General features: G+C 39.5%; 21 protein-coding genes and 1 riboswitch. Of the genes, 11 read left to right on the top strand and 10 right to left on the bottom strand.

Translation table 11 applies throughout. From position 1 onward, the window contains the following. Positions 1 to 7: 7 nt before the first annotated feature. Entirely contained in the window at positions 8 to 1,372 is a 1,365-nt protein-coding gene (rlmD, locus tag AC1TO6_RS18075) for a 23S rRNA (uracil(1939)-C(5))-methyltransferase RlmD (protein ID WP_482103021.1), read from the top strand. Positions 1,373 to 1,492: 120 nt separating this feature from the next. Then, positions 1,493 to 2,146, top strand: coding sequence for a M48 family metallopeptidase (locus tag AC1TO6_RS18070; RefSeq protein WP_482103020.1), 654 nt, complete (start codon positions 1,493 to 1,495; stop codon positions 2,144 to 2,146). Between the two features lie 88 nt (positions 2,147 to 2,234). Here the strand turns inward: AC1TO6_RS18070 and AC1TO6_RS18065 are convergent, their stop codons facing one another. Beyond that, complete coding sequence (locus AC1TO6_RS18065; RefSeq protein ID WP_482103019.1) at positions 2,235 to 2,489, bottom strand: hypothetical protein; 255 nt, start codon at positions 2,487 to 2,489, stop codon at positions 2,235 to 2,237. Between the two features lie 459 nt (positions 2,490 to 2,948). Between AC1TO6_RS18065 and AC1TO6_RS18060 the strand changes: the two genes are divergently transcribed. Continuing rightward, positions 2,949 to 3,581: a DUF2268 domain-containing putative Zn-dependent protease gene (locus tag AC1TO6_RS18060; RefSeq protein ID WP_482103018.1), complete on the top strand. Its 633-nt coding sequence runs from the start codon at positions 2,949 to 2,951 to the stop codon at positions 3,579 to 3,581. A gap of 70 nt (positions 3,582 to 3,651) precedes the next feature. On the opposite strand, the gene AC1TO6_RS18055 is transcribed toward AC1TO6_RS18060, so the two are convergent. The 3 genes from AC1TO6_RS18055 to AC1TO6_RS18045 all read right to left on the bottom strand — a co-directional run bounded on the left by AC1TO6_RS18055 (position 3,652) and on the right by AC1TO6_RS18045 (position 6,197). Continuing rightward, on the bottom strand, positions 3,652 to 4,359 hold the full coding sequence (locus tag AC1TO6_RS18055; RefSeq protein ID WP_482103017.1) for a methyltransferase domain-containing protein: 708 nt from the start codon (positions 4,357 to 4,359) through the stop codon (positions 3,652 to 3,654). 33 nt (positions 4,360 to 4,392) lie between these two features. Next, positions 4,393 to 4,539: a YjcZ family sporulation protein gene (locus AC1TO6_RS18050; protein WP_482103016.1), complete on the bottom strand. Its 147-nt coding sequence runs from the start codon at positions 4,537 to 4,539 to the stop codon at positions 4,393 to 4,395. 734 nt (positions 4,540 to 5,273) lie between these two features. Beyond that, a complete protein-coding gene (locus tag AC1TO6_RS18045) occupies positions 5,274 to 6,197 on the bottom strand; it encodes a S66 peptidase family protein (RefSeq protein WP_482103047.1) in 924 nt (307 codons plus the stop codon). A gap of 178 nt (positions 6,198 to 6,375) precedes the next feature. Between AC1TO6_RS18045 and AC1TO6_RS18040 the strand changes: the two genes are divergently transcribed. The 5 genes from AC1TO6_RS18040 (at position 6,376) to AC1TO6_RS18020 (ending at position 12,187) form a co-directional block, all read left to right on the top strand. Continuing rightward, positions 6,376 to 6,681, top strand: a complete 306-nt coding sequence (locus tag AC1TO6_RS18040) for an alpha-helical endospore appendage domain-containing protein (RefSeq protein WP_482103015.1) — start codon at positions 6,376 to 6,378, stop codon at positions 6,679 to 6,681. A gap of 490 nt (positions 6,682 to 7,171) precedes the next feature. Beyond that, positions 7,172 to 7,963, top strand: coding sequence for a glycerophosphodiester phosphodiesterase (locus tag AC1TO6_RS18035; protein WP_482103014.1), 792 nt, complete (start codon positions 7,172 to 7,174; stop codon positions 7,961 to 7,963). 142 nt (positions 7,964 to 8,105) lie between these two features. Then, positions 8,106 to 9,320 carry a carboxylate--amine ligase gene (locus tag AC1TO6_RS18030; RefSeq protein ID WP_482103013.1) on the top strand — a complete coding sequence of 405 codons (1,215 nt, stop codon included), beginning with the start codon at positions 8,106 to 8,108 and terminating at the stop codon, positions 9,318 to 9,320. Positions 9,321 to 9,515: 195 nt separating this feature from the next. Continuing rightward, entirely contained in the window at positions 9,516 to 10,967 is a 1,452-nt protein-coding gene (locus tag AC1TO6_RS18025) for an amidase family protein (RefSeq protein ID WP_482103012.1), read from the top strand. Between the two features lie 77 nt (positions 10,968 to 11,044). Beyond that, entirely contained in the window at positions 11,045 to 12,187 is a 1,143-nt protein-coding gene (locus AC1TO6_RS18020) for a DEAD/DEAH box helicase (RefSeq protein ID WP_482103011.1), read from the top strand. Between the two features lie 63 nt (positions 12,188 to 12,250). Here AC1TO6_RS18020 and map read toward each other — a convergent pair whose 3' ends face one another. From map to AC1TO6_RS18005, 3 genes are all read right to left on the bottom strand, one after another. Continuing rightward, positions 12,251 to 12,997, bottom strand: coding sequence for a type I methionyl aminopeptidase (map, locus tag AC1TO6_RS18015; protein ID WP_482103010.1), 747 nt, complete (start codon positions 12,995 to 12,997; stop codon positions 12,251 to 12,253). 106 nt (positions 12,998 to 13,103) lie between these two features. Then, the gene (locus tag AC1TO6_RS18010) at positions 13,104 to 13,220 is read right to left on the bottom strand and encodes a hypothetical protein (RefSeq protein ID WP_482103009.1); all 117 of its coding nucleotides are present in this window, start codon (positions 13,218 to 13,220) and stop codon (positions 13,104 to 13,106) included. Between the two features lie 64 nt (positions 13,221 to 13,284). Further along, positions 13,285 to 13,626: a magnetosome magnetite crystal formation protein family gene (locus tag AC1TO6_RS18005; protein ID WP_482103008.1), complete on the bottom strand. Its 342-nt coding sequence runs from the start codon at positions 13,624 to 13,626 to the stop codon at positions 13,285 to 13,287. A 107-nt stretch (positions 13,627 to 13,733) separates the two neighbouring features. Continuing rightward, a riboswitch (TPP riboswitch) is annotated at positions 13,734 to 13,836 on the top strand. Positions 13,837 to 13,918: 82 nt separating this feature from the next. Here AC1TO6_RS18005 and thiT point away from each other — a divergent pair. Continuing rightward, positions 13,919 to 14,476 (top strand): energy-coupled thiamine transporter ThiT, encoded by a 558-nt coding sequence (gene thiT / locus AC1TO6_RS18000; protein WP_482103007.1) that lies wholly within the window; start codon positions 13,919 to 13,921, stop codon positions 14,474 to 14,476. 38 nt (positions 14,477 to 14,514) lie between these two features. On the opposite strand, the gene AC1TO6_RS17995 is transcribed toward thiT, so the two are convergent. Continuing rightward, the gene (locus AC1TO6_RS17995) at positions 14,515 to 15,246 is read right to left on the bottom strand and encodes a tryptophan-rich sensory protein (RefSeq protein ID WP_482103006.1); all 732 of its coding nucleotides are present in this window, start codon (positions 15,244 to 15,246) and stop codon (positions 14,515 to 14,517) included. A 161-nt stretch (positions 15,247 to 15,407) separates the two neighbouring features. Between AC1TO6_RS17995 and AC1TO6_RS17990 the strand changes: the two genes are divergently transcribed. Next, positions 15,408 to 17,210, top strand: a complete 1,803-nt coding sequence (locus AC1TO6_RS17990) for a M3 family oligoendopeptidase (RefSeq protein WP_482103005.1) — start codon at positions 15,408 to 15,410, stop codon at positions 17,208 to 17,210. A gap of 7 nt (positions 17,211 to 17,217) precedes the next feature. After that, a complete protein-coding gene (locus tag AC1TO6_RS17985) occupies positions 17,218 to 17,763 on the top strand; it encodes a GNAT family N-acetyltransferase (RefSeq protein ID WP_482103004.1) in 546 nt (181 codons plus the stop codon). A gap of 107 nt (positions 17,764 to 17,870) precedes the next feature. Here AC1TO6_RS17985 and AC1TO6_RS17980 read toward each other — a convergent pair whose 3' ends face one another. Both AC1TO6_RS17980 and AC1TO6_RS17975 read right to left on the bottom strand, forming a co-directional pair. Continuing rightward, entirely contained in the window at positions 17,871 to 18,443 is a 573-nt protein-coding gene (locus AC1TO6_RS17980) for a beta-class carbonic anhydrase (protein ID WP_482103003.1), read from the bottom strand. 80 nt (positions 18,444 to 18,523) lie between these two features. Continuing rightward, on the bottom strand, positions 18,524 to 18,664 hold the full coding sequence (locus AC1TO6_RS17975) for a hypothetical protein (protein WP_482103002.1): 141 nt from the start codon (positions 18,662 to 18,664) through the stop codon (positions 18,524 to 18,526). Positions 18,665 to 18,700 lie beyond the last annotated feature (36 nt).

Below are 18,700 nucleotides of genomic sequence, written 5' to 3'. Positions count from 1 at the left end.
AAAAACAATGTCTTATAATGTGAATAGAAATGATCGCCTTAGCGTCCATGTAGAAGATTTAACACATGATGGCTCGGGTGTTGCAAAAGTGGAAGGCTATCCTCTTTTCATACCGGGCGCACTGCCAGGCGAAGAGGTTGACATACAAGTAGGAAAAACACTGAAAAATTACGGTTTCGCCAGGCTGTTAAACATCACTAAACCATCTCCCGACCGCGTTAAACCGCCATGTCATGTGTTCTCAGAATGCGGTGGATGCCAGATGCAGCATTTGTCTTACGAAGGCCAACTGGTACAAAAACGTAAAACGGTACGCGATGTACTGGACCGTATCGGAAAACTGCCGCACGTGCCGGTGCACCCCGTAAAAGGGATGGACGATCCGTGGCGCTACCGTAATAAATCACAAATACCTTTCAGTGAGCGAGATGGTAAAGTCGTTTCTGGATTTTACAGATCCCGTACACATCATATTGTAGACACGGATATCTGTCTTATCCAAAGTCACGAAGCAGATGACCTGATGGCTATGTTGAAATATGAACTGCATGCGATCGGCATCGATGCCTATGATGAAAAGACGCATCTTGGTTTGTTGCGTCACTTAATTGTTCGTAAAGGGCGTACTTCAGGTGAAATAATGGTTGTTTTAGTGACGCGCAAAAAGAAATTTACGCAGAAAACTGCAGCGATTGAACTTATTAAAAGAGTTATTCCAGGTGTAACCTCGATAATGCAAAACTTTAACACGGAGAAAACAAACGTTATTTTCGGTGAAGAAACCGTTTTACTGTACGGAAAACCAGTTATTATGGATTCAATTGGAAATATCGACTTTGAAATTTCAGCGCGTTCATTCTACCAAGTGAACCCTGAACAGACAGAAGTCCTTTACGGGCAAGCACTTGAATATGCACAGTTGACAGGAAACGAATCCGTCATCGATGCATATTGTGGTATTGGTACAATCTCGTTGTTCCTCGCACAAAAAGCAAAAGAAGTATACGGTGTCGAAATCGTTCCCGAAGCAATCGAAGACGCTAAGCGTAACGCAGAACTGAACGGCATTGATAATGCTTATTTCGAAGCAGGTCCTGCTGAAGTCGTGATTCCAAAATGGTATGCAGACGGCAAACGATTCGATGTACTCGTTGTCGATCCGCCGCGCAAAGGCTGCGACGAAGAGTTGTTGAAAACAATTCTGGAGTTTAAACCGAAGCGCGTGGTTTACGTTTCGTGTAACCCAGGAACGCTTGCGCGGGATTTACGGATCCTTGAAGATGGCGGTTATCGTACGCAGGAAGTGCAGCCTGTTGATATGTTTCCACATAGTTCACACGTTGAGTGCGTAGCGTTGTTAGAACTTGCGTAAATAAAAAGTAGACGTGCCCGAGAATTGATAGTGAATTCACGGGCTTTTGTCTTAATATAATGCAATCGGGAAGTTTAAAAAATAGATGATGTAATTAAATGTATAAGGAAGATGCCAGACATGAAAGTTGAAATTGAAAATGAAATTATAGAATTTAATGTTCAGTATGGAAAAAGAGAGAAGTTAACCATTCATATAGATTCGTTTGGTTTCATAACTGTAAAAGTACCCAAAGATACAAGTGAAGAAGTTATTGTCGGTGCAATAAAAAGTCGAGCGAAAAAGATACTTGAGAAAATACACGAAATTGAAGTAGCTCGAGAAATTCCTAAAGAAAGAGAGTATCACGCTCAAGGGAAGTTCTTATATCTTGGAAAGGAGCGTTTTCTCCAAGAATTAATAGAGTGTGGTGAGGTAAATGAAGAGGTGCTTAAAAGAAAGCTAAAGAAGTTTTATATTACTAGCTGTAAGGCAATTGTAGAAGAACGGATAAAAATTTATCAAGAACAATTGAAAGTTAAACCTAAAACCATTGAAATAATAGAGTCTAAAGCGAAGTGGGGTAGTTGTAGTTCGGATAAAAAACTAACCTTTAATTATCGTCTAGCTATGGCCCCAATTGAAGTTATTGATTATGTGATAATCCATGAACTATGTCATATACTCCATATGAACCATGATCGTTCGTTTTGGAGACGTGTTGGAAGCATTATGCCAGATTATAAAGAGAAGGAAGCGTATTTGGATAGGCATGGACATTCAATGTCACTTTAAAAACACTTTTATAGAATAAAAAGATACCTAGTTCTGAAGCAAATGGAAATTGTTTCAGAACTAGGTTTTTTTCATGAAAAGAACTGGTTTACCAAAAGAATGCTGATGCTAGGACGATTCCCGTAATCGCACCAATTGCAATACCGAATCCGAAATCTCTCCTTCTACCAAATCCACCAAAACCATACCCATATCCACCAAGACCACCAATCGGTCGAATCCATACCATATTTCTGTTTAATCTAGTAATCTCGCCCGTATGAACGCGGCCATCACGACAAGTAATTCGCACGGTTTTACCATGATATCTGGAGCAAACATTATAAAAGTCAGTTTGAGACATTTTTAATCCCCCCTTTCAAACATATTTACATACTTACATGCATGTACTGATAGGATATGGTGAAAATACTATTCTGTAATAGATAAACGTCTAGTCCCGTACTAATATGTATTGTTGTGATTAGTTAAGTTGAAGTATTGAAACTAGTGTATAAAGGGAGCGAAGGCACTCCTAGCGCCACAACGTTCAATGGGATTCCTTATTTACACTGGATAAATAAATTATAAAAGGATGAGGAAATCGTCGGTTATCCAAACGCATACATGGCTCTATGAGTTTTTTAAAGCATGTGTAGAACAATCGAGCAGGAGTTCATGTTTTTGGCAATGTGAAATACTTTGTGTGCCACTTGTAAAGTTATTTCCTGAAATTAGCCCCGAAGAATTGCAATATGAACTTCTAAACCATGGCTTATTTGATCCAATTGAATGGACTGACATAGAAAAACAAGTGAGGAGAATGGAGAAACAAAGCGTCTGGCAAATTGTTGATGAGGAATATCAGTTCTTAAAAGGTTTATGGCAAGGTCCAGAGATATCCATCTATATTTTTCCGATAAGTAAAATGAAACTTAAAGAGGAAGAGCAAGCACCATCTAAAAATGGCGTAGCATATAAAGGAGGGTTGTTTTTATTTTTATCTGAAGGACTCGTAAGAGAAGAAGTAAAGGCTTTATTTGCACATGAATACAACCATGTTTGTCGATTAAACTATTTAGGGTTAGAATCTACCAAAATACCTTTAAAGGATTCGCTAGTTATAGAAGGTTTAGGGGAGTTTGCTGTCAAAGAATTATACGGTGAAAAATGGATGGCTCCATGGACAGATCTGTATTCATTTGAAAGATCTATCAAAGTGTGGAATGAACACTTTATTCCACAACTGAACTTGATGGGGGTAGGGAACCATCAAACTTTTTTATACGGCAATGGCAAAAGTAGACTTCCCAAATGGATTGGATATCATATAGGTTTTCAAATTATTGATACCTACAAAGAAAAGAATGGACCATTTAACGATTATGAGTTATACCGAAAATCCTCCGATGAACTGATTGCAGGTTCTATCTTTCCGGAGAGTAAGTTGTACTAATCTCAAAAGAATCCTGTAATAAAACAATCTTATTCCTAGATAGTTATCTAGGAATAAGATTGTTTTGAGTTTATGGTAAATAACACCGAAACACACGAAAGCCGATGAATTCATGGTATTGAGAAATGAAACGGTTATGCTCATCCCATAAATCATAGAAGTCGATAGGTATGTTTCCAGACGGATTTATATCTTTAATATCAGTTTGGATTAGGTCAGCTGGGGTGTCAATTATTTCTATTTGTGTAAACCCAGCTTGTTGTATTTTCGCTATCCATTCTGATTCATTTAAAATTTCATTAACACCGTACAGGCTGCAGGCTTTTTTCTGTAATTCTTCCGATAGGGATTGTTCAGCAGTCATTTCAATCAAAATCATACGACCGCCACTTTTTAATAATCTGGAGAGTTCGCTTAATGTCCTGGGAATATTTGTGAATGTGATCACAGATTCTGCAATTAGGAAATCAAAGGAATTGTCGTGAAGCTCCAGTTTTTGAGCGTCTCCTTCAATTACTAAAACAGATGAACTATTATTCTCGAAGCGTTCTCTAGCCTTTTTTAACATAACGGGATGATTATCTACTGCTGTAACTTCACAATTGAATGTTTGGGCTAAGAATTCGGCTGTTTGACCGGTACCGCAACCGATATCCAACACAGATTCAAAAGGTTGAATGTTTTCGTTTATCAGTATGGACTGCGATAAAGAAAACCCACCAGGATGCGCACCACCAATTCCAAAGTAAGCTACTAAGTCTAGATAGTTATTTAACAATCGATACTCCCCTAGTCTACCTTTGTTTTCGGTTTAGCAATAGCCATGATGGTCATCATCAAAGCCGTTTCCTACGAAAGCAGCTCCAACAATGATTAGTAGGATAAATAAAACAACAATTAACGCAAAGGCCGATCCATTCCCGCTGTATCCAACGTTCTTATCTATACTTGAAGACATTTTATCCCTCCTTCTATTTCTATTAATAGAGTATGAGTGAGATTAGAGAATCATAGGGCTAAAGCAAAGAATTTTATCTGGACCTTTGATGTTGAAATAAAGAACCTCGAGGTAGCCGCTCCTGCGCTGGGGTGTTCACTATTAAGGGAGTTGTGATTCAGAATGTGGAATTTATACCGCTTGGCGCTCTGGGGATGCCTCTGGCCATGAGCCTGGATTTACGCTTCGCATCCAGTCTCACGGCTTCGGCTACCCCTTTGCCGCGCCTGCGCTGGAGTGTACATTATTGAGAGAGTTGTAATTCGGAGATGTATAGCATGAGATTGTAATGTGATTACTATTTGATACTAAATTAATTCAAGAAAGACGCATTATAGATTGCAGGTCTTATCCTCAATAACGAAAAACGCTTTCTTACATAGACCATCCAGCGAAGGCGCAACTTCGTGGTAGCCGAAGCGATAAGACTGAAAGAGATCTTCTTTCTGGCTTATCGCGGGAGGCATCCACAAAGTGCTGCAGCGGTATTAGCAGGATTTCTGAATCGTTCCCTGTATAAGAACTGTTATTATTTACATTCGCTCGGTATAAGATTTAAACCATTTAAAATATGAAAAGGGGATCTTATTCAGTAGAATAGGATCCCTTTTAACATATTTTCACACGAACTTTGCTCTCTATTTTTTATTTTGTGTTAAGTGTCTTTTTTGTGGAATCCAATAAACAATCAGACCTTAAGGGCTAACAGGGGGTTCCATGACAGTTAATGTCCGGTTGACTGTGTCCATATTCAACGTAGCACCGATAGGAATTGTTGCTTTATATGTGCCATGTGCAGTTGCCAGGTTGCTCATGAGGGGCTTGCCTAAGGGAACTAGAAAATCATTGATAAGATCTGTATATGATTTTCCATACGCAATCTCACAATTTGTGCATTCCCCCATAATAATTCCAATGCATTCGTCAAACTTCTTCGCTAAGAACAGGTGGTTTAGATATCTGTAAACAGTGTTAATGGGCTCGTGTGTCTCTTCCAGTACGAGAATTTTACCTGCTGTATTGATTTCAAAAGAGGTCCCTAAAGTTCCGATGAAAGAAGTTAAATTACCTCCAACAACTGGACCCGTTACATTTCCTTGAACGTTACCAATCAACGTCATACCTGGTGGGTTTTTTATTTCCCAAGGGGCGGTTAATGTTGAAGTTGCTTTGAAGAATTGGTTGAAATTATAGGAAGGGGTATTCGAGTTAAAGTCAAGTAGAAGGAGGCTTTGAAACGTTATTAAGTCCGCATATTCATATAATGCATTTAGTAATATCGTAATGTCACTGTAGCCTGAAACAATTTTTGGGTTTTGTGAGATTACAGAAAAGTTGAGGAAAGGGAGAATACTTGCTACCCCTACACCGCCTCTCGAAGGTAAAATCCACTTCACATCCTGATTCAAAAACATTTGCATCAAATCTGATGCCATTTCTTGAGGCGTTGCTGCTAGGAATCCAGACGCTGAATAGACATGTTCCCCAACAAGCACTTTATACCCCATTCTCTTTAAGGTAGCAATTCCGGCGTCTATTCTACTAGCTGCCAATGGACTTCCTAACGTAACAATGCCTACAGTATCTCCTTTTTGTAATTGAGGTGGTCGTATAGCGATATTTTTCGGCTCCCTTCAAGAAAATCTGGACGCAATTGCGATGAGACGTAATTGATTAAAATGAAAGTGTGATGGAATGCGAAAAATCTTGTCTATTTGTCCAGGCGAGATGAATTGTTGGACATAAGCAAGTAATGTACCTGTACAAGTATAGAAAATGAAAAAGGAGGTGCACAAAATGAATCAAAACAAAGCATTTACAAATGTTCAAGCTGCAATGAATTTGGCTAACACGGGTGAAGACATTCTCGGAGGTCTAATTATTCTTTCGGCTGTAGTCACTGAATTCGCTCTTGCAGATCTAATATTTGCTGAAGCAGGCAAAATCGATGCAGCAGTTGAAGACAACGCAAATGTTGGAGATCTAACAAATCTGGATCAATCTGTAGCTAAAGTATTGGAACAAGTATGTTGTATCGAAAAACAAATCGTTGAAAAGATTAAACAAGGTAGATATATCATGCACGACGTAGCACCTTACTAAAAAAACGTAGTTGAATAGTGCATCCATCAATATAACGCACATTATATAGGTGGACTGCATGATAGAAAAACATTTACACATGCCAACTACTGAAAGAGTTGGCATGCTTTTTAAAACCACATAGCTACTTAAAAAGATTAAACTATGTATATACATAAATCTATGGAAAGTTAAATAGGAACGGTATCTTCCGTATCTATAGTCTGGTAGTACTAGATATATTGCGTTATGTATTTGTATTATAACCTATGCGATAAGTAAGTAAGATGTGCTTCTTTTCACTAATATTTTGAACTTAAGTAATATATTTAAATAATTCAATATATATCTTTTATCCTGTGCTAGAAATAACGTTTGCAGGACCTTTCGCATATGATATAATAAATGAAAAGAATGGTCTGAATAATCAGTATTCACCATTTGCTGTGGGGTTATGACTATGGGAGAGGTAAAGAAAAGGAAATTACTATTTATTTTTGGATGTATATGTATGTTGCTTCTAGTAGGTTACGAGGCTAGGCCTTTCTATCATGCAGAGTTGAAAGGAATGATTAGTATTGCACACAGGGGTGCGGCTAATTTTGCGCCGGAGAATTCGCAAGCTGCTTTTCAAAAAGCAATAGAGCTTGGAGCAGACTTCTTAGAATGTGACGTTCACCTATCGAAGGATGGTGAGCTAATAATAATACATGATGACAAAGTGGACAGGACTACAAATGGGAAGGGCTATGTGAAAGATTTTACACTTGCCGAATTAAAAGAATTGGATGCAGGAGGGAAATTTCACGCATCTTTTGCAGGTGAACAAATTATGACTCTTGATGAATTGTTAGACGAGTTTTATGGGCAAGCCGGCTTGTTAATAGAGTTAAAAAAACCGTTAATGTATCCAGGAATGGAAGAGAAAGTAGTAACCTTGCTAAATGAATATAAGGATTTGAACAGCATTATTGTACAATCGTTCGATATGGAATCGATGAGGAAAATGACGACATTGCTTCCTGAATTAGAAGTGGCAATTCTTATGAAGCCATCTATTCAAAATGTGTCTTTCCAAGAGATAAATGATATGACTTCTTTTGCAACATATATTAATTTCAATGTCTCATATATCAATAAGCGTGTGATTAATGAAATACATAATCAGGGTGGAAAAGTATTAGTTTGGTCTACGAAAAACCAGAGATGGGTGGACAAAGCCTATCAATACAATGTGGACGGTATAATAACAGACTTTTCAATCTGGCCGATTGAAGGGCCAATTCGCTTAGTGCAAGACTAATATAAGATGGGAATTTAAATCCAGTACATACCTATATAAGAGGGAGTACTGGATTATTTATTTGTCACACCTATCTGGCTTTCTTGACAATGAAAAACAGGAGCCCTACACTTATGAGTAGAAAAGATAGTTGGAGGACAAAATGACAAATCATACTTTCATACCAATCATTATAGGAACAGACATGAATGCTTACAACATGGCTATTTCATTCCATGAGGAGTACGGCATTAAACCGATTTTAGTGGGAAAAGAACCTTTATCATTCACCAGTTTAAGTTCAATTATTAAAAAGATAGAACTCAATCCGAAACTTCCAGAAAAAAAAGTGTTTGTTAGTTTTTTGAAAGAAGTTGCAGTCAAATACGCCGAACCTGGAAAGAGAATGCTCCTTATTGGAACGAATGATCTTTACGTACGAATGATTATTGAAAATGCGGAAGAGCTGAAAAGTGATTTCGTGTTTAATTACATACCGGAACCGCTTATGAACGATGTACTTGTCAAATCAAATTTCTATAAGTTGTGTGCTGAACATGGCATTGATGCACCGGCAACTTATTATTATTCTTGCCAAGACGACAAGGCATTCACGGAAAAGGTCATGTTTCCGATTATTATTAAGCCTAGCAACGGTGTTGAGTATTATAAGCATCCGTTTACAGGTATGGAAAAAGTGTACAAAGTCGATTCCTACGATGAAATTCAAGTCGTAATAGAGAAAATCAAAGCAAGTGGCTACAAGGAAGATTTAATTATCCAGGACTATATTCCAGGCGACGACACGTATATGTGGGATTCTGTTTTTTACATGAACAGTCGTGGTAAAGCCGAACTGATTACTTTTGCACAAGTCGTACTGCAAGAGCATACTGTAACGGCAATCGGGAATTATACAGCACTCATCACACGATACAACGAAGAAATGATGATGAAGTTAAAAGGATTCCTCGAAGCACTGAACTACGTAGGGTATGCGAACTTCGATTTGAAGTATGATGAGCGGGATGGCAAGTTCAAAGTGTTTGAAGTGAATATAAGACAAGGACGATCAAGTTACTATATCACTGCTTGTGGACATAATATGGCAAAGTATCTAGTCGATGATGTCATTCATGGGCAACAGAAAGAACTAACACTACTCAATGAAAACTTTCTGTTCACCGTAGTACCTAAAATTGTACTTAAGAAGTTTGTAAAAAACCCAAAAGTACTTAAACACGTAAAAAAATTACTTCGAGCGGGTAAATATGGCAATCCCTTGTTTTATAAAAAGGATCGTCACTTCAAGCGTAAAATTTACCTATTTCTTAGACAGGTTAATTACTATCAGAAGTATAAAAATAGTACATGGTGAAAAAACCCCCTATGCCAACGTATAGGGGGTTTTTGTTATGTCATCGCACCTATAAAGCATAAATCATCCGTATCGATTAATAAATTGCTCGCTATAACAACTCCAATAGCCGGCATTTTCTTTTGACATTGTTTTATGATTAGCGAATTGAGGTAAACTTAGAATAAAGGCTAAAGATAGGTGGGTAGACATATTATGTTAGATGATAAATTGAAGAAACTTCAAAAAGATTGGTTAGATGAAGCAACAATTACTGCTATGCAGGAAAAGATGAGCAGTGGAGATCTGTCATCCGAAGAACTTACATACATGTATATTGATACAATTTCAAATAAGAATAGAAATATAAATGCAGTACTGGAATTGAACTTGGAAGCTGTTCAGATTGCAAGGGCACTTGATGTAGAAAGGCTTGAAATAGGACCGCGATCACTTCTCCACGGCATTCCGGTTCTTTTGAAAGACAATATGGGAACAAAGGATAGAATGCATACAAGTTGTGGATCTCTTGCATTCAAAGATTTCTATGCCGCTGATGATGCATTTTTAGTGAAGAAATTACGTGCGGCGGGAGCGGTTATTTTAGGAAAGACGAATATGACAGAATGGGCGAATTTTATGTCTGACCGGATGACGAATGGTTGGAGCTCGCGTGGGGGACAAGTGAATAATCCCTATGGTTTATTCGATGTCGGGGGATCGAGTTCGGGTGCAGGTGCAGCTATTGCGGCGAATATGGGGGCTGTGGCAATCGGCACGGAGACAACAGGGTCAATCCTCAACCCATCAGCCCAGAACTCGCTTGTCGGTCTCAAACCAACTGTTGGTGCGATTAGCCGAACTGGGGTGATACCACTATCCAATACGCAAGATACACCAGGACCAATGGCGAGGACTGTAAGAGACGTGGCTATTACATTTAGTCTGCTAATCGGTTCAGACCAGGAAGACTCTGCAACTGCTGGCGCATCCAGTTTAGACGAAGTCGATTGGATGTCTATCCTCGATACCAGTGCGCTAGAAGGTGTCCGACTTGGCGTTGCCCGCTCAATCTTTGAACGGGAAGCATCGACAGAACGTTTGTCTTTATTTGACATGGCACTCAGTAAACTTGAAGAAGCAGGCGCTGTGATAATCGATGCTATCGACTTGGGTACAATGGAAAATGACCTTGGCTACAACGTACTTCTATACGAGTTTAAGGCATCACTGAACGCTTATCTGGGAGGAACACCAGTGACAAACTCGATTCGCACATTGGCAGACATCATCCGTTTCAACAATGAACACGCAGATGAGACATTGAAGTACGGTCAAGTAATGTTGGAGAAGGTTGAGCGGACAAGCGGGACACTAACGGAACGTGCTTATATCGAGGCGCTTCTTCGTAATCGTCATCTAGCGGGTGACATTGCACTTGGAAAAGTGCTTGAAGAGCACGATATTCAAGCGCTGGTTTTTCCGCAAGATCATGGATGCAGTTTCGGAGCGGCAGCAGGCTTTCCGTCCATTACGGTCCCTGCGGATTATACAGAAGTAGGCGAGCCATTCGGTTTAACATTTTCGGGTAAAGCATTTACTGAACCGGAGCTTATAGGTTTTGCTTATGCATTCGAACAGCGTGTCAATGCAAGACGAAAACCTTAAACAGTTTTGTCAGAAATAGAGTCTCCAAGGGCGTATTATGATAAACTGAAGAGATTAGAGTGAAAGTAGGGATAATGATGTCCTTCTTAGAGAATTTTGACGATATGATCAAAGAAAAATGGAAATTTGAATATGAAATGCCTATCCAGGAAAAAATGATTCCAGAAATGATTGCAGGCAAAGATATCGTGGCAGAATCACCGACTGGTTCGGGTAAGACACTTGCATTTGTACTACCGCTTCTACAATTGGTCGATGGCGATAAAAAACAGACACAGGCATTGATTATTACACCTTCTCAGGAGCTGTCGATGCAAATCGTCAACGTTATCAGAGAATGGGTGACAGGGACAGGTATTACTGTGACACAATTAATTGGCGGGGCTAATATGCAGCGTCAGATTGAACAGTTGAAGAAAAAACCGACAATCGTTGTTGGAACACCCGGTCGTTTGGCTGAACTCATTAAAGTGAAAAAATTAAAGATGCACGATATCCGTCACATCGTACTCGATGAAGGCGACCAGCTGCTAGCGCGTGATCATCGCGTTATCGTTAAAAGTATGATTGAGGCGGCAAATCCGGAAAGACAAGTTGTTGCCGTATCTGCAACAATAACAGATGAAATTGAAATTGTTGCTAGCAAGTTTATGAATAATCCAATTCGCATCCAAGTTGGCCCGGAAGAAATGCCGAAGTCAGGTACCGTCGTCCATTCATTTGTTAAGACAGATGCACGGGACAAAACGGATGTATTGCGTGGAATTTCTTATTTGAAGGGAATTCGTGCTCTTGCATTTATTAACAATGTGGATCAGCTTCGCATGAAAGAAATGAAGCTCAAGTATAACGAAGCACCAATAGCAGTCCTTCATTCAGAAATGACAAAATTTGAGAGACAGCAAACATTGGAAAGTTTCCGTAAAGGTGAATTACAGATTTTAATAGCAACAGATTTGGCTGCACGAGGACTGGACATCGATGGGTTGACGCATGTTATCCATGTAGATGTGCCTCACACAGTTGAACAGTACTTGCACCGCTCTGGTAGAACAGGACGTGCAGGCGGAGATGGAGAAGTATTGACGCTATTATCATATGCGGAAGAACGTGATTACCGCAAGCTGACAAAAGGTATTAAAACGGTTCAAAAAGTATGGTATAAAGGCCACCTTGCAGAAGGTAATTCGAAAACTATTGGACTTCCCAAAAAGAAATGAAAAAAAGGCTGTCCCCGTCAACCCAACTACATTGGATTGACGGGGAACAGCCCTTTTTTGTTATTAGAGTTGTGTCAGTATAATTGGTTCACCTTTTGTAACGATAATCGTATGCTCGATTTGTGCAACGAGCGACTTGTCAGGTGTGATGAAGGTCCATCCATCCCCAGACTCGATGATATGCTCTGCTTTTTCAGAGATAAAGGGCTCAACCGCTAGAACCATTCCTTCTTTCAGAAGTGTCTTATCCCAAGCATCATAATAGTTGAGCACGTGGGATGGTTCTTCGTGCAATGCTTTCCCGATGCCGTGGCCAGTCAAGTTCTTGATGACCTTCAAGCCGTGTTCTTTTGCTTCGCGTTCAACCGCTTTTCCAATTTGATTTAAACTGGAACCGGCTTTGACCTTCGTCATTGCACGCTCAAATGCACTTTTAGCTACATCACATAGCTGCTGTTTCTTTTCATCAGGCGTACCGACGACAAAAGAAATACCAGTATCAGCGAAGTATCCATTATATGAACCGGAGACATCGATGTTAACGAGATCTCCATCTTCTATAACGCGGGAACCTGGCATGCCATGCGCAACTTCACTGTTGACGCTAATGCATGTATTTCCAGGGAAGTCATATTCTGCAATCGGTCCTGAAATTGCGCCTTTCTCTTTGAAGAGACGTCCGCCTATGTCATCAATTTCTTTTGTTGTTTTACCGGGGATTGTCGCTTCTTTCATCACGTCTCTGATTTCGGCTACAATTTTGCCGATTTTTTTTAAAGCTTCAATTTCCTCTACCGTTTTTGCAATCATTATTTCCAAGTCCTTTCTACCGTGCATTCTTTTCTATATCATACTATATCATAATGAACGGAACAAAAAAGTCTACAAACCATAAAAATGTTTGTAGACCATCTTATTATCTTCTCGGTTTTATTGTACCTGTTGTTTTTTTGCTTGACATGGCTTTTTTCACAATCGGGTAGATAATGGGCGCAAATTTCATAGCGGTTTTCAAAAGTTTTCCAATCTTCATAAATAATCACTCCTAGTAAAAGCATATATTTATCATTTTCCCGAAATAGAGGTTTAGTAAACATTCATCTCAATACCTTAACACCTTGAAAAACATTCCATACTAGAATGGCCATAAGCAGTAGTCCATAGATAAGCATGAATAAGAATGGCGTAAGTTGCCAAAATCCGAAGTTTGTGCTCGGCATTCCATTGATACTTTCCGTAAAGGAAAACATTGAAAAAGAAAATATGACAATTGTAGCAATAAGGAGGATGACAGGAACAAGGTGTGAAACTAAGGAACGTTTTGCATGGGATTTCACTTCTCGATCATCTGTAACCAAATAAACAATGACGGGAAGAAGCAAAGGGGAGAAGAAGACACTAAAATAGCATAGAGCAGCTAATAGTTTACTGTTTGTCATGTAGATTCCTCCGTTCAACTTTTACTATATAGGAAAATCACTATGTCTGTTAATCATCTTGCTTATAGGATTACCCTCCTATACAATGAAATAGACATTTGAATAACTTTAACCACAAGGGGTGCCTGTTTTGGCTGAGATTGGACATGAAGTTCTGACCCTTAGAACCTGTAAGATTATTCTTGCGTAGGAATGTGGATGGAAACTGACATATTTGATGTCCCATTCTATCCGGGATGTCTTTTTTTATGCCCACATCCTGCGCTACAACTAGGTAGGAGGAGAGTTTGAGATGGATAGGAAAAGGCTTCAATTATTACTTGAGGTTGCTATTTTAGGAGCAATTTCTTTTGTTCTAGATAAAATCGGATTTTCAATGCCTCAAGGCGGATCGGTTACGTTGTCAATGCTACCGGTAGTTGTTATGGCATTCCGCTGGGGAATTGCAGGCGGTATGCTCACAGGTTTTGTAAGTGGACTGCTGCAGTTGGTAACAGGGGGCTATGTATTAAACCCTGTTCAGGCGGCGCTCGATTATTTCGTGGCTTATGCCGTTGTGGGTTTGGCAGGCGTAACACTAGCCTGGCTGTTAAGTAGTAAAACAAAAGGTAAGAATGGTTCAGTGGTTGCCGCAATCGTCGTTGGGACAATCATAGGGGGGCTTCTACGATACCTGATTCACTTCATCGGTGGAATTGTTTTCTTTGCTTCCTATGCGCCTGAAGGACAGCCTGTCTGGTTATATTCTCTTGTTTATAACGCTTCCTATATGATCCCTGCAATTATATTGACGGCAATCGTTGCGTCCATATTATTTACTACAGCACCCCGGCTACTTGAGCCTAAATAAGAAACCGCCGTCCTTCCTTATGGAAGAATGGCGGTTTCTTATTTGGTTGCAAACGATTTTCTTTTGATGACCAGGAGGCCGATAATGGCGGCTGCAAGAAACAGAGCTGCGGTAGTAACAAATAACTCATTTACACCATTTTTTACAGCGATACCGATAAATGCCCAAACAAAGACGAGAGCTAGAGAAATATCTGCATAATAGTATAGGTAATGAAGAGCAATTGCAGTAGCAATGGTCAAGTAAATGACGGTCCATAATGGGGTACTTAATCCCAATCCACTCCACTCATGCAAAGTAAGGACATAACTGATATTTGTAATTGCTGCGACAAAAGTCCATCCAAGATAGACTGCAATTGGAACCCTACCGAAAAAGGAATTATCTTTTTTGGAGTAGGTAAAATAAATGGACAATAGCGCTAACAGAAGTCCTAATATGATAACAATCGTCCATTCAAAATAACCGAAATGCCAAAGTAGAATCCAAGCGATATTAAAAAGACAGCTGATTACAAAAAAAACTGCTCTACGGTTGAACAATGCATGTTCAACGTTTGCCTTATTCCGTATGAAGCCATATAACCAGAAAGCCATTAGCATATATATAACTGCCCATATTGAAAAGACATAATCAGCTGGTGTAAATAATACCGGTAAACTATTTGAGATTTCACCAGTTGTTTTTCCATTGATAGGTAATATATTTGCAGTTGCGTTGACAACAATAACTGCAATGAGTGAAAGTACCATGAGTAGTATTCTAAACATATTTAAATCCCCCTACTGAATAGTATACAGAGGAAAGCTGTACCCTGCGAAGGAAAGTATGAACCTTCCGTCACAATTGCATAATTTCGCATACCGAAGATTCATGTTATAATTAAATGGTGTTTTTAGAAGATTTAGAATGAAGTGAAGGGGGAATTAATATGGCGCTTAAAAAATATTCGGAAGTCTGGGATCTTGACGTTTTCTTCAAAGGTGGAAGTGAATCAAACGAATTGCGGACACACTTAGATGGTGTAAAGGAGAAAATCAGTTCGTTAGAAGAAACAGCTTCAAAATTTCCAGTTCCCCAGTCTGCAACCGATTCACAAGCCGTTGCAAATCTTATTGAATCACTGGTTGACGCAGCACTTAATATGTCGCAGGCAGGCGCTGTCATTGGCTGTTTCCTCGCGGCTGACACGACTGATAAAAAAGCATTGCAACTGCAAGGGGAAACGGCTTCACTAGGGGCACGCTTCTCAACAGTCTGGCTTATCATTCAACAAACACTTGCTAAAGCTGATGAAGATACATGGAATGGGCTTATGGTATCAGATGAATTAAAAGAATTTGCATTCGTACTGAATGAATGGCGCAAAGAAGTGGAATTGAAATTGTCCGAAGAAGAAGAAAGTATTATCACTTCTTTGAGTGTAGATGGTTATCATGGGTGGGGACAATTGTACGATATGTTGGTCGGTGATATTAAGATAAAAATTGAACTTGACGGAGAAGAAAAAGAACTTTCTGTTGGGCAGGCGAATAATCTAAGTTCACATGCAGATGCATCCATACGAAAACAATCATTTGAAGCATTGGAAGCAGCATGGCAAGGAAAAGAAGACTTCTTTGCATCTGCCTTAAATCATATTGCAGGATTTAGACTGGAAGTATACAAGAAACGCGGCTGGGATTCCGTATTGAAAGAACCCCTGCTCCGCAATCGAATGAGTGAAGAGACGCTGGATGCAATGTGGGGAGCAATTGGCGAAAATAAAGCACCTTTCGTGGAATACTTGAACGCCAAAGCGAGAATGCTAGGTACTGATAAGATGAACTGGTATGACATGGATGCACCGGTTACAACATCTACAAAGAAGATGACCTATCAGGAAGGAGCAGAATTCATATTAAAACACTTTGGCGAATTCGGTCCGGAACTTGAATCATTCTCACGAATTGCGTTTGAAGAGAGTTGGATAGAGGCGGAAGACCGACCAAATAAACGACCGGGTGGATTCTGTACAGGTATGCCGATGTCAGAGCAATCACGTATCTTTATGACTTATAGTGGAACAATGTCGAATGTTGCGACGCTTGCACATGAACTTGGTCATGCATTCCATTCTTATGCGTTGCGTCCTGTCCATTGGATGAATCGACAGTATGCAATGGGAGTGGCCGAAACGGCTTCAACATTTGCGGAAATGATTGTTGCGGATGCTGCAGTTAAAGCGGCTGAAACTAAAGATGAAAAGATCGCTTTGTTAGAAGATAAAATTCAGCGAAGCGTTGCATTCTTTATGAATATCCATTCTAGATTCCTCTTTGAAACAAGGTTCTATGAAGAACGGAAAAATGGAAATGTTCCTGCCGCAAGGTTGAATGACTTAATGGTAGAAGCGCAGAAAGAAGCTTATGGAGATGCCCTTGATACGGTACACCCACATTTCTGGGCATCGAAACTCCATTTCTATATTACAGGAGTACAGTTCTACAATTTTCCGTATACGTTTGGTTATTTGTTCTCCTTGAGCATTTATGCAAAAGCTCTGGAAGTTGGAGAAGGATTTGAACAGAAATATATAGCGCTTTTACAGGATACTGCAATTATGAGTGTTGAAGATCTTGCGATGAAACATCTAGGAGAAGATATTTCAAAACAAGCATTTTGGGAAAAAGGTGTAACATTGTGTATTAAAGATGTTGAGGAGTTCTTGGAACTTACTTCGGTAAAAGGGTGAATATGAATTGATTTTGCTTGAAGGGCAAACCTGTTACTTACGGATATTGACTGAAGATGATGCTTTTATATTTACAGAGTTACTTACAGCTAATAGAGAATACTGGTCCATTTTTGAACCGCGGCACGAAAGCAGTTATTTTACTGTTGCTGCTCAAAGGGATAAAATCAGAGAGGCGATTTATCAGATGAGGGACCGTAGAGAATACAACTTCGGCATCTTTAATTCGACAACGAGTCAACTGATTGGACATATCTCGCTTTATGGTATTAAAAGACTTCCTTTCTCCAGTGGTTTTGTAGGATATTCGATTGATGAATATTCAACAGGCAGAGGGATAGGCACAGAGGCTGTTCGACTAGTCACTGCTTTTGCTATCGAAAAAGTTGCATTGCATCGGGTCGAAGCATATGTATCGCCGCGCAATAGCGGATCGATAAAAGTGCTAGAGAGGTCCGGGTACTATCAGGAAGGTTTACTGCGTAAACTTCTTTACATCAATGGTGTCTGGGAAGATCATTATATCTACGCAATAATTGAAAATGACTTTTGAAAGGGTAAGACCGCTTTGCGGAAACTTACTTCTAAAATAAGAAGCCGATTCCTGTGAAATAGGAATCGGCTTTTGTCTATTTCCCGGGAAATAGGTCGAGATTTTTATTATTCCGCGTGGAAATTATAACCATCTACAATGATGTCAAGTTTCCCGGTGTCAGGATGGACAACAAGTCCATGTATGGCAACCTTTTTATCCATAAGGGGGTGGTTCCGAACAGCATCGACACTCATCTTAACACTTTCGGTCACATCTCCAAAACCGTGTAGCCACTCTTCCATATCAACGCCAGAATATCTAAGGGTGTTAAATATGTTTTTATCAATACCACGGTCGACCATTTTATCCATGATATTAGTTGTATCGACTGCACTCATTCCGCAATCATGATGGCCAACAATGTAAACCTCATCCGCGTGCAAATTATAAACTGCTACAAGGAGGCTCCTCATAATACCGCCGAAAGGGTGGGTGACAACTGCTCCGGCGCTTTTAATAATTTTGGCATCGCCATTTTTCAAGTTCATTGCTTTAGGCAACAATTCAGTTAATCTCGTATCCATGCATGTTAGTATTACAATTCGTTTGTCGGGGAATTTGGTTGTTGCGTATTGTTCGTATTGCTTTTCATTTACAAACGTTTCATTATAACTAATTATTTCCGATAGTATTGTCATTGTATTCTCCCATTTCTATTAGGTTTTATTTAGTATAGATGAAAATATGTAAAAAGAAAAGAGTTGCCGACTGGCAACTCTTAGAACTTCGTTTCTGGTTTTGGATCAATTGTTGTAGAATCAGCGGATATCATAGACGTAGAAAGATAGTGCATTGTAAACAATGCTGCTATTGCCATGACGACTGCAAAACCGATAACTGTAGTGAACATTAAGCCCATATATATGACCCCTCTCTAGACTGATAATTTGATACT

The sequence above is a fragment of the Sporosarcina sp. Y352 genome (assembly GCF_056786535.1).
The sequence above is the reverse complement of the archived record's forward strand: the minus strand, read 5'-3'. Positions and strand labels throughout refer to the sequence as shown.

Excerpts from the sequence above, each read along its gene's own strand:
- AC1TO6_RS17975 (WP_482103002.1), bottom strand. The coding sequence starts at position 18,664 with ATGGGCTTAATGTTCACTACAGTTATCGGTTTTGCAGTCGTCATGGCA.
- AC1TO6_RS18065 (WP_482103019.1), bottom strand. The coding sequence starts at position 2,489 with ATGTCTCAAACTGACTTTTATAATGTTTGCTCCAGATATCATGGTAAA.
- AC1TO6_RS18035 (WP_482103014.1), top strand. The coding sequence starts at position 7,172 with ATGTTGCTTCTAGTAGGTTACGAGGCTAGGCCTTTCTATCATGCAGAG.
- AC1TO6_RS17990 (WP_482103005.1), top strand. The coding sequence starts at position 15,408 with ATGGCGCTTAAAAAATATTCGGAAGTCTGGGATCTTGACGTTTTCTTC.
- AC1TO6_RS18050 (WP_482103016.1), bottom strand. The coding sequence starts at position 4,539 with ATGTCTTCAAGTATAGATAAGAACGTTGGATACAGCGGGAATGGATCG.
- AC1TO6_RS18030 (WP_482103013.1), top strand. The coding sequence starts at position 8,106 with ATGACAAATCATACTTTCATACCAATCATTATAGGAACAGACATGAAT.
- AC1TO6_RS18005 (WP_482103008.1), bottom strand. The coding sequence starts at position 13,626 with ATGACAAACAGTAAACTATTAGCTGCTCTATGCTATTTTAGTGTCTTC.
- AC1TO6_RS18020 (WP_482103011.1), top strand. The coding sequence starts at position 11,045 with ATGTCCTTCTTAGAGAATTTTGACGATATGATCAAAGAAAAATGGAAA.
- AC1TO6_RS17980 (WP_482103003.1), bottom strand. The coding sequence starts at position 18,443 with ATGACAATACTATCGGAAATAATTAGTTATAATGAAACGTTTGTAAAT.
- AC1TO6_RS18070 (WP_482103020.1), top strand. The coding sequence starts at position 1,493 with ATGAAAGTTGAAATTGAAAATGAAATTATAGAATTTAATGTTCAGTAT.
- AC1TO6_RS18060 (WP_482103018.1), top strand. The coding sequence starts at position 2,949 with ATGGAGAAACAAAGCGTCTGGCAAATTGTTGATGAGGAATATCAGTTC.
- thiT (WP_482103007.1), top strand. The coding sequence starts at position 13,919 with ATGGATAGGAAAAGGCTTCAATTATTACTTGAGGTTGCTATTTTAGGA.
- AC1TO6_RS18040 (WP_482103015.1), top strand. The coding sequence starts at position 6,376 with ATGAATCAAAACAAAGCATTTACAAATGTTCAAGCTGCAATGAATTTG.
- AC1TO6_RS18010 (WP_482103009.1), bottom strand. The coding sequence starts at position 13,220 with ATGAAGATTGGAAAACTTTTGAAAACCGCTATGAAATTTGCGCCCATT.
- AC1TO6_RS17995 (WP_482103006.1), bottom strand. The coding sequence starts at position 15,246 with ATGTTTAGAATACTACTCATGGTACTTTCACTCATTGCAGTTATTGTT.
- AC1TO6_RS18025 (WP_482103012.1), top strand. The coding sequence starts at position 9,516 with ATGTTAGATGATAAATTGAAGAAACTTCAAAAAGATTGGTTAGATGAA.
- rlmD (WP_482103021.1), top strand. The coding sequence starts at position 8 with ATGTCTTATAATGTGAATAGAAATGATCGCCTTAGCGTCCATGTAGAA.
- map (WP_482103010.1), bottom strand. The coding sequence starts at position 12,997 with ATGATTGCAAAAACGGTAGAGGAAATTGAAGCTTTAAAAAAAATCGGC.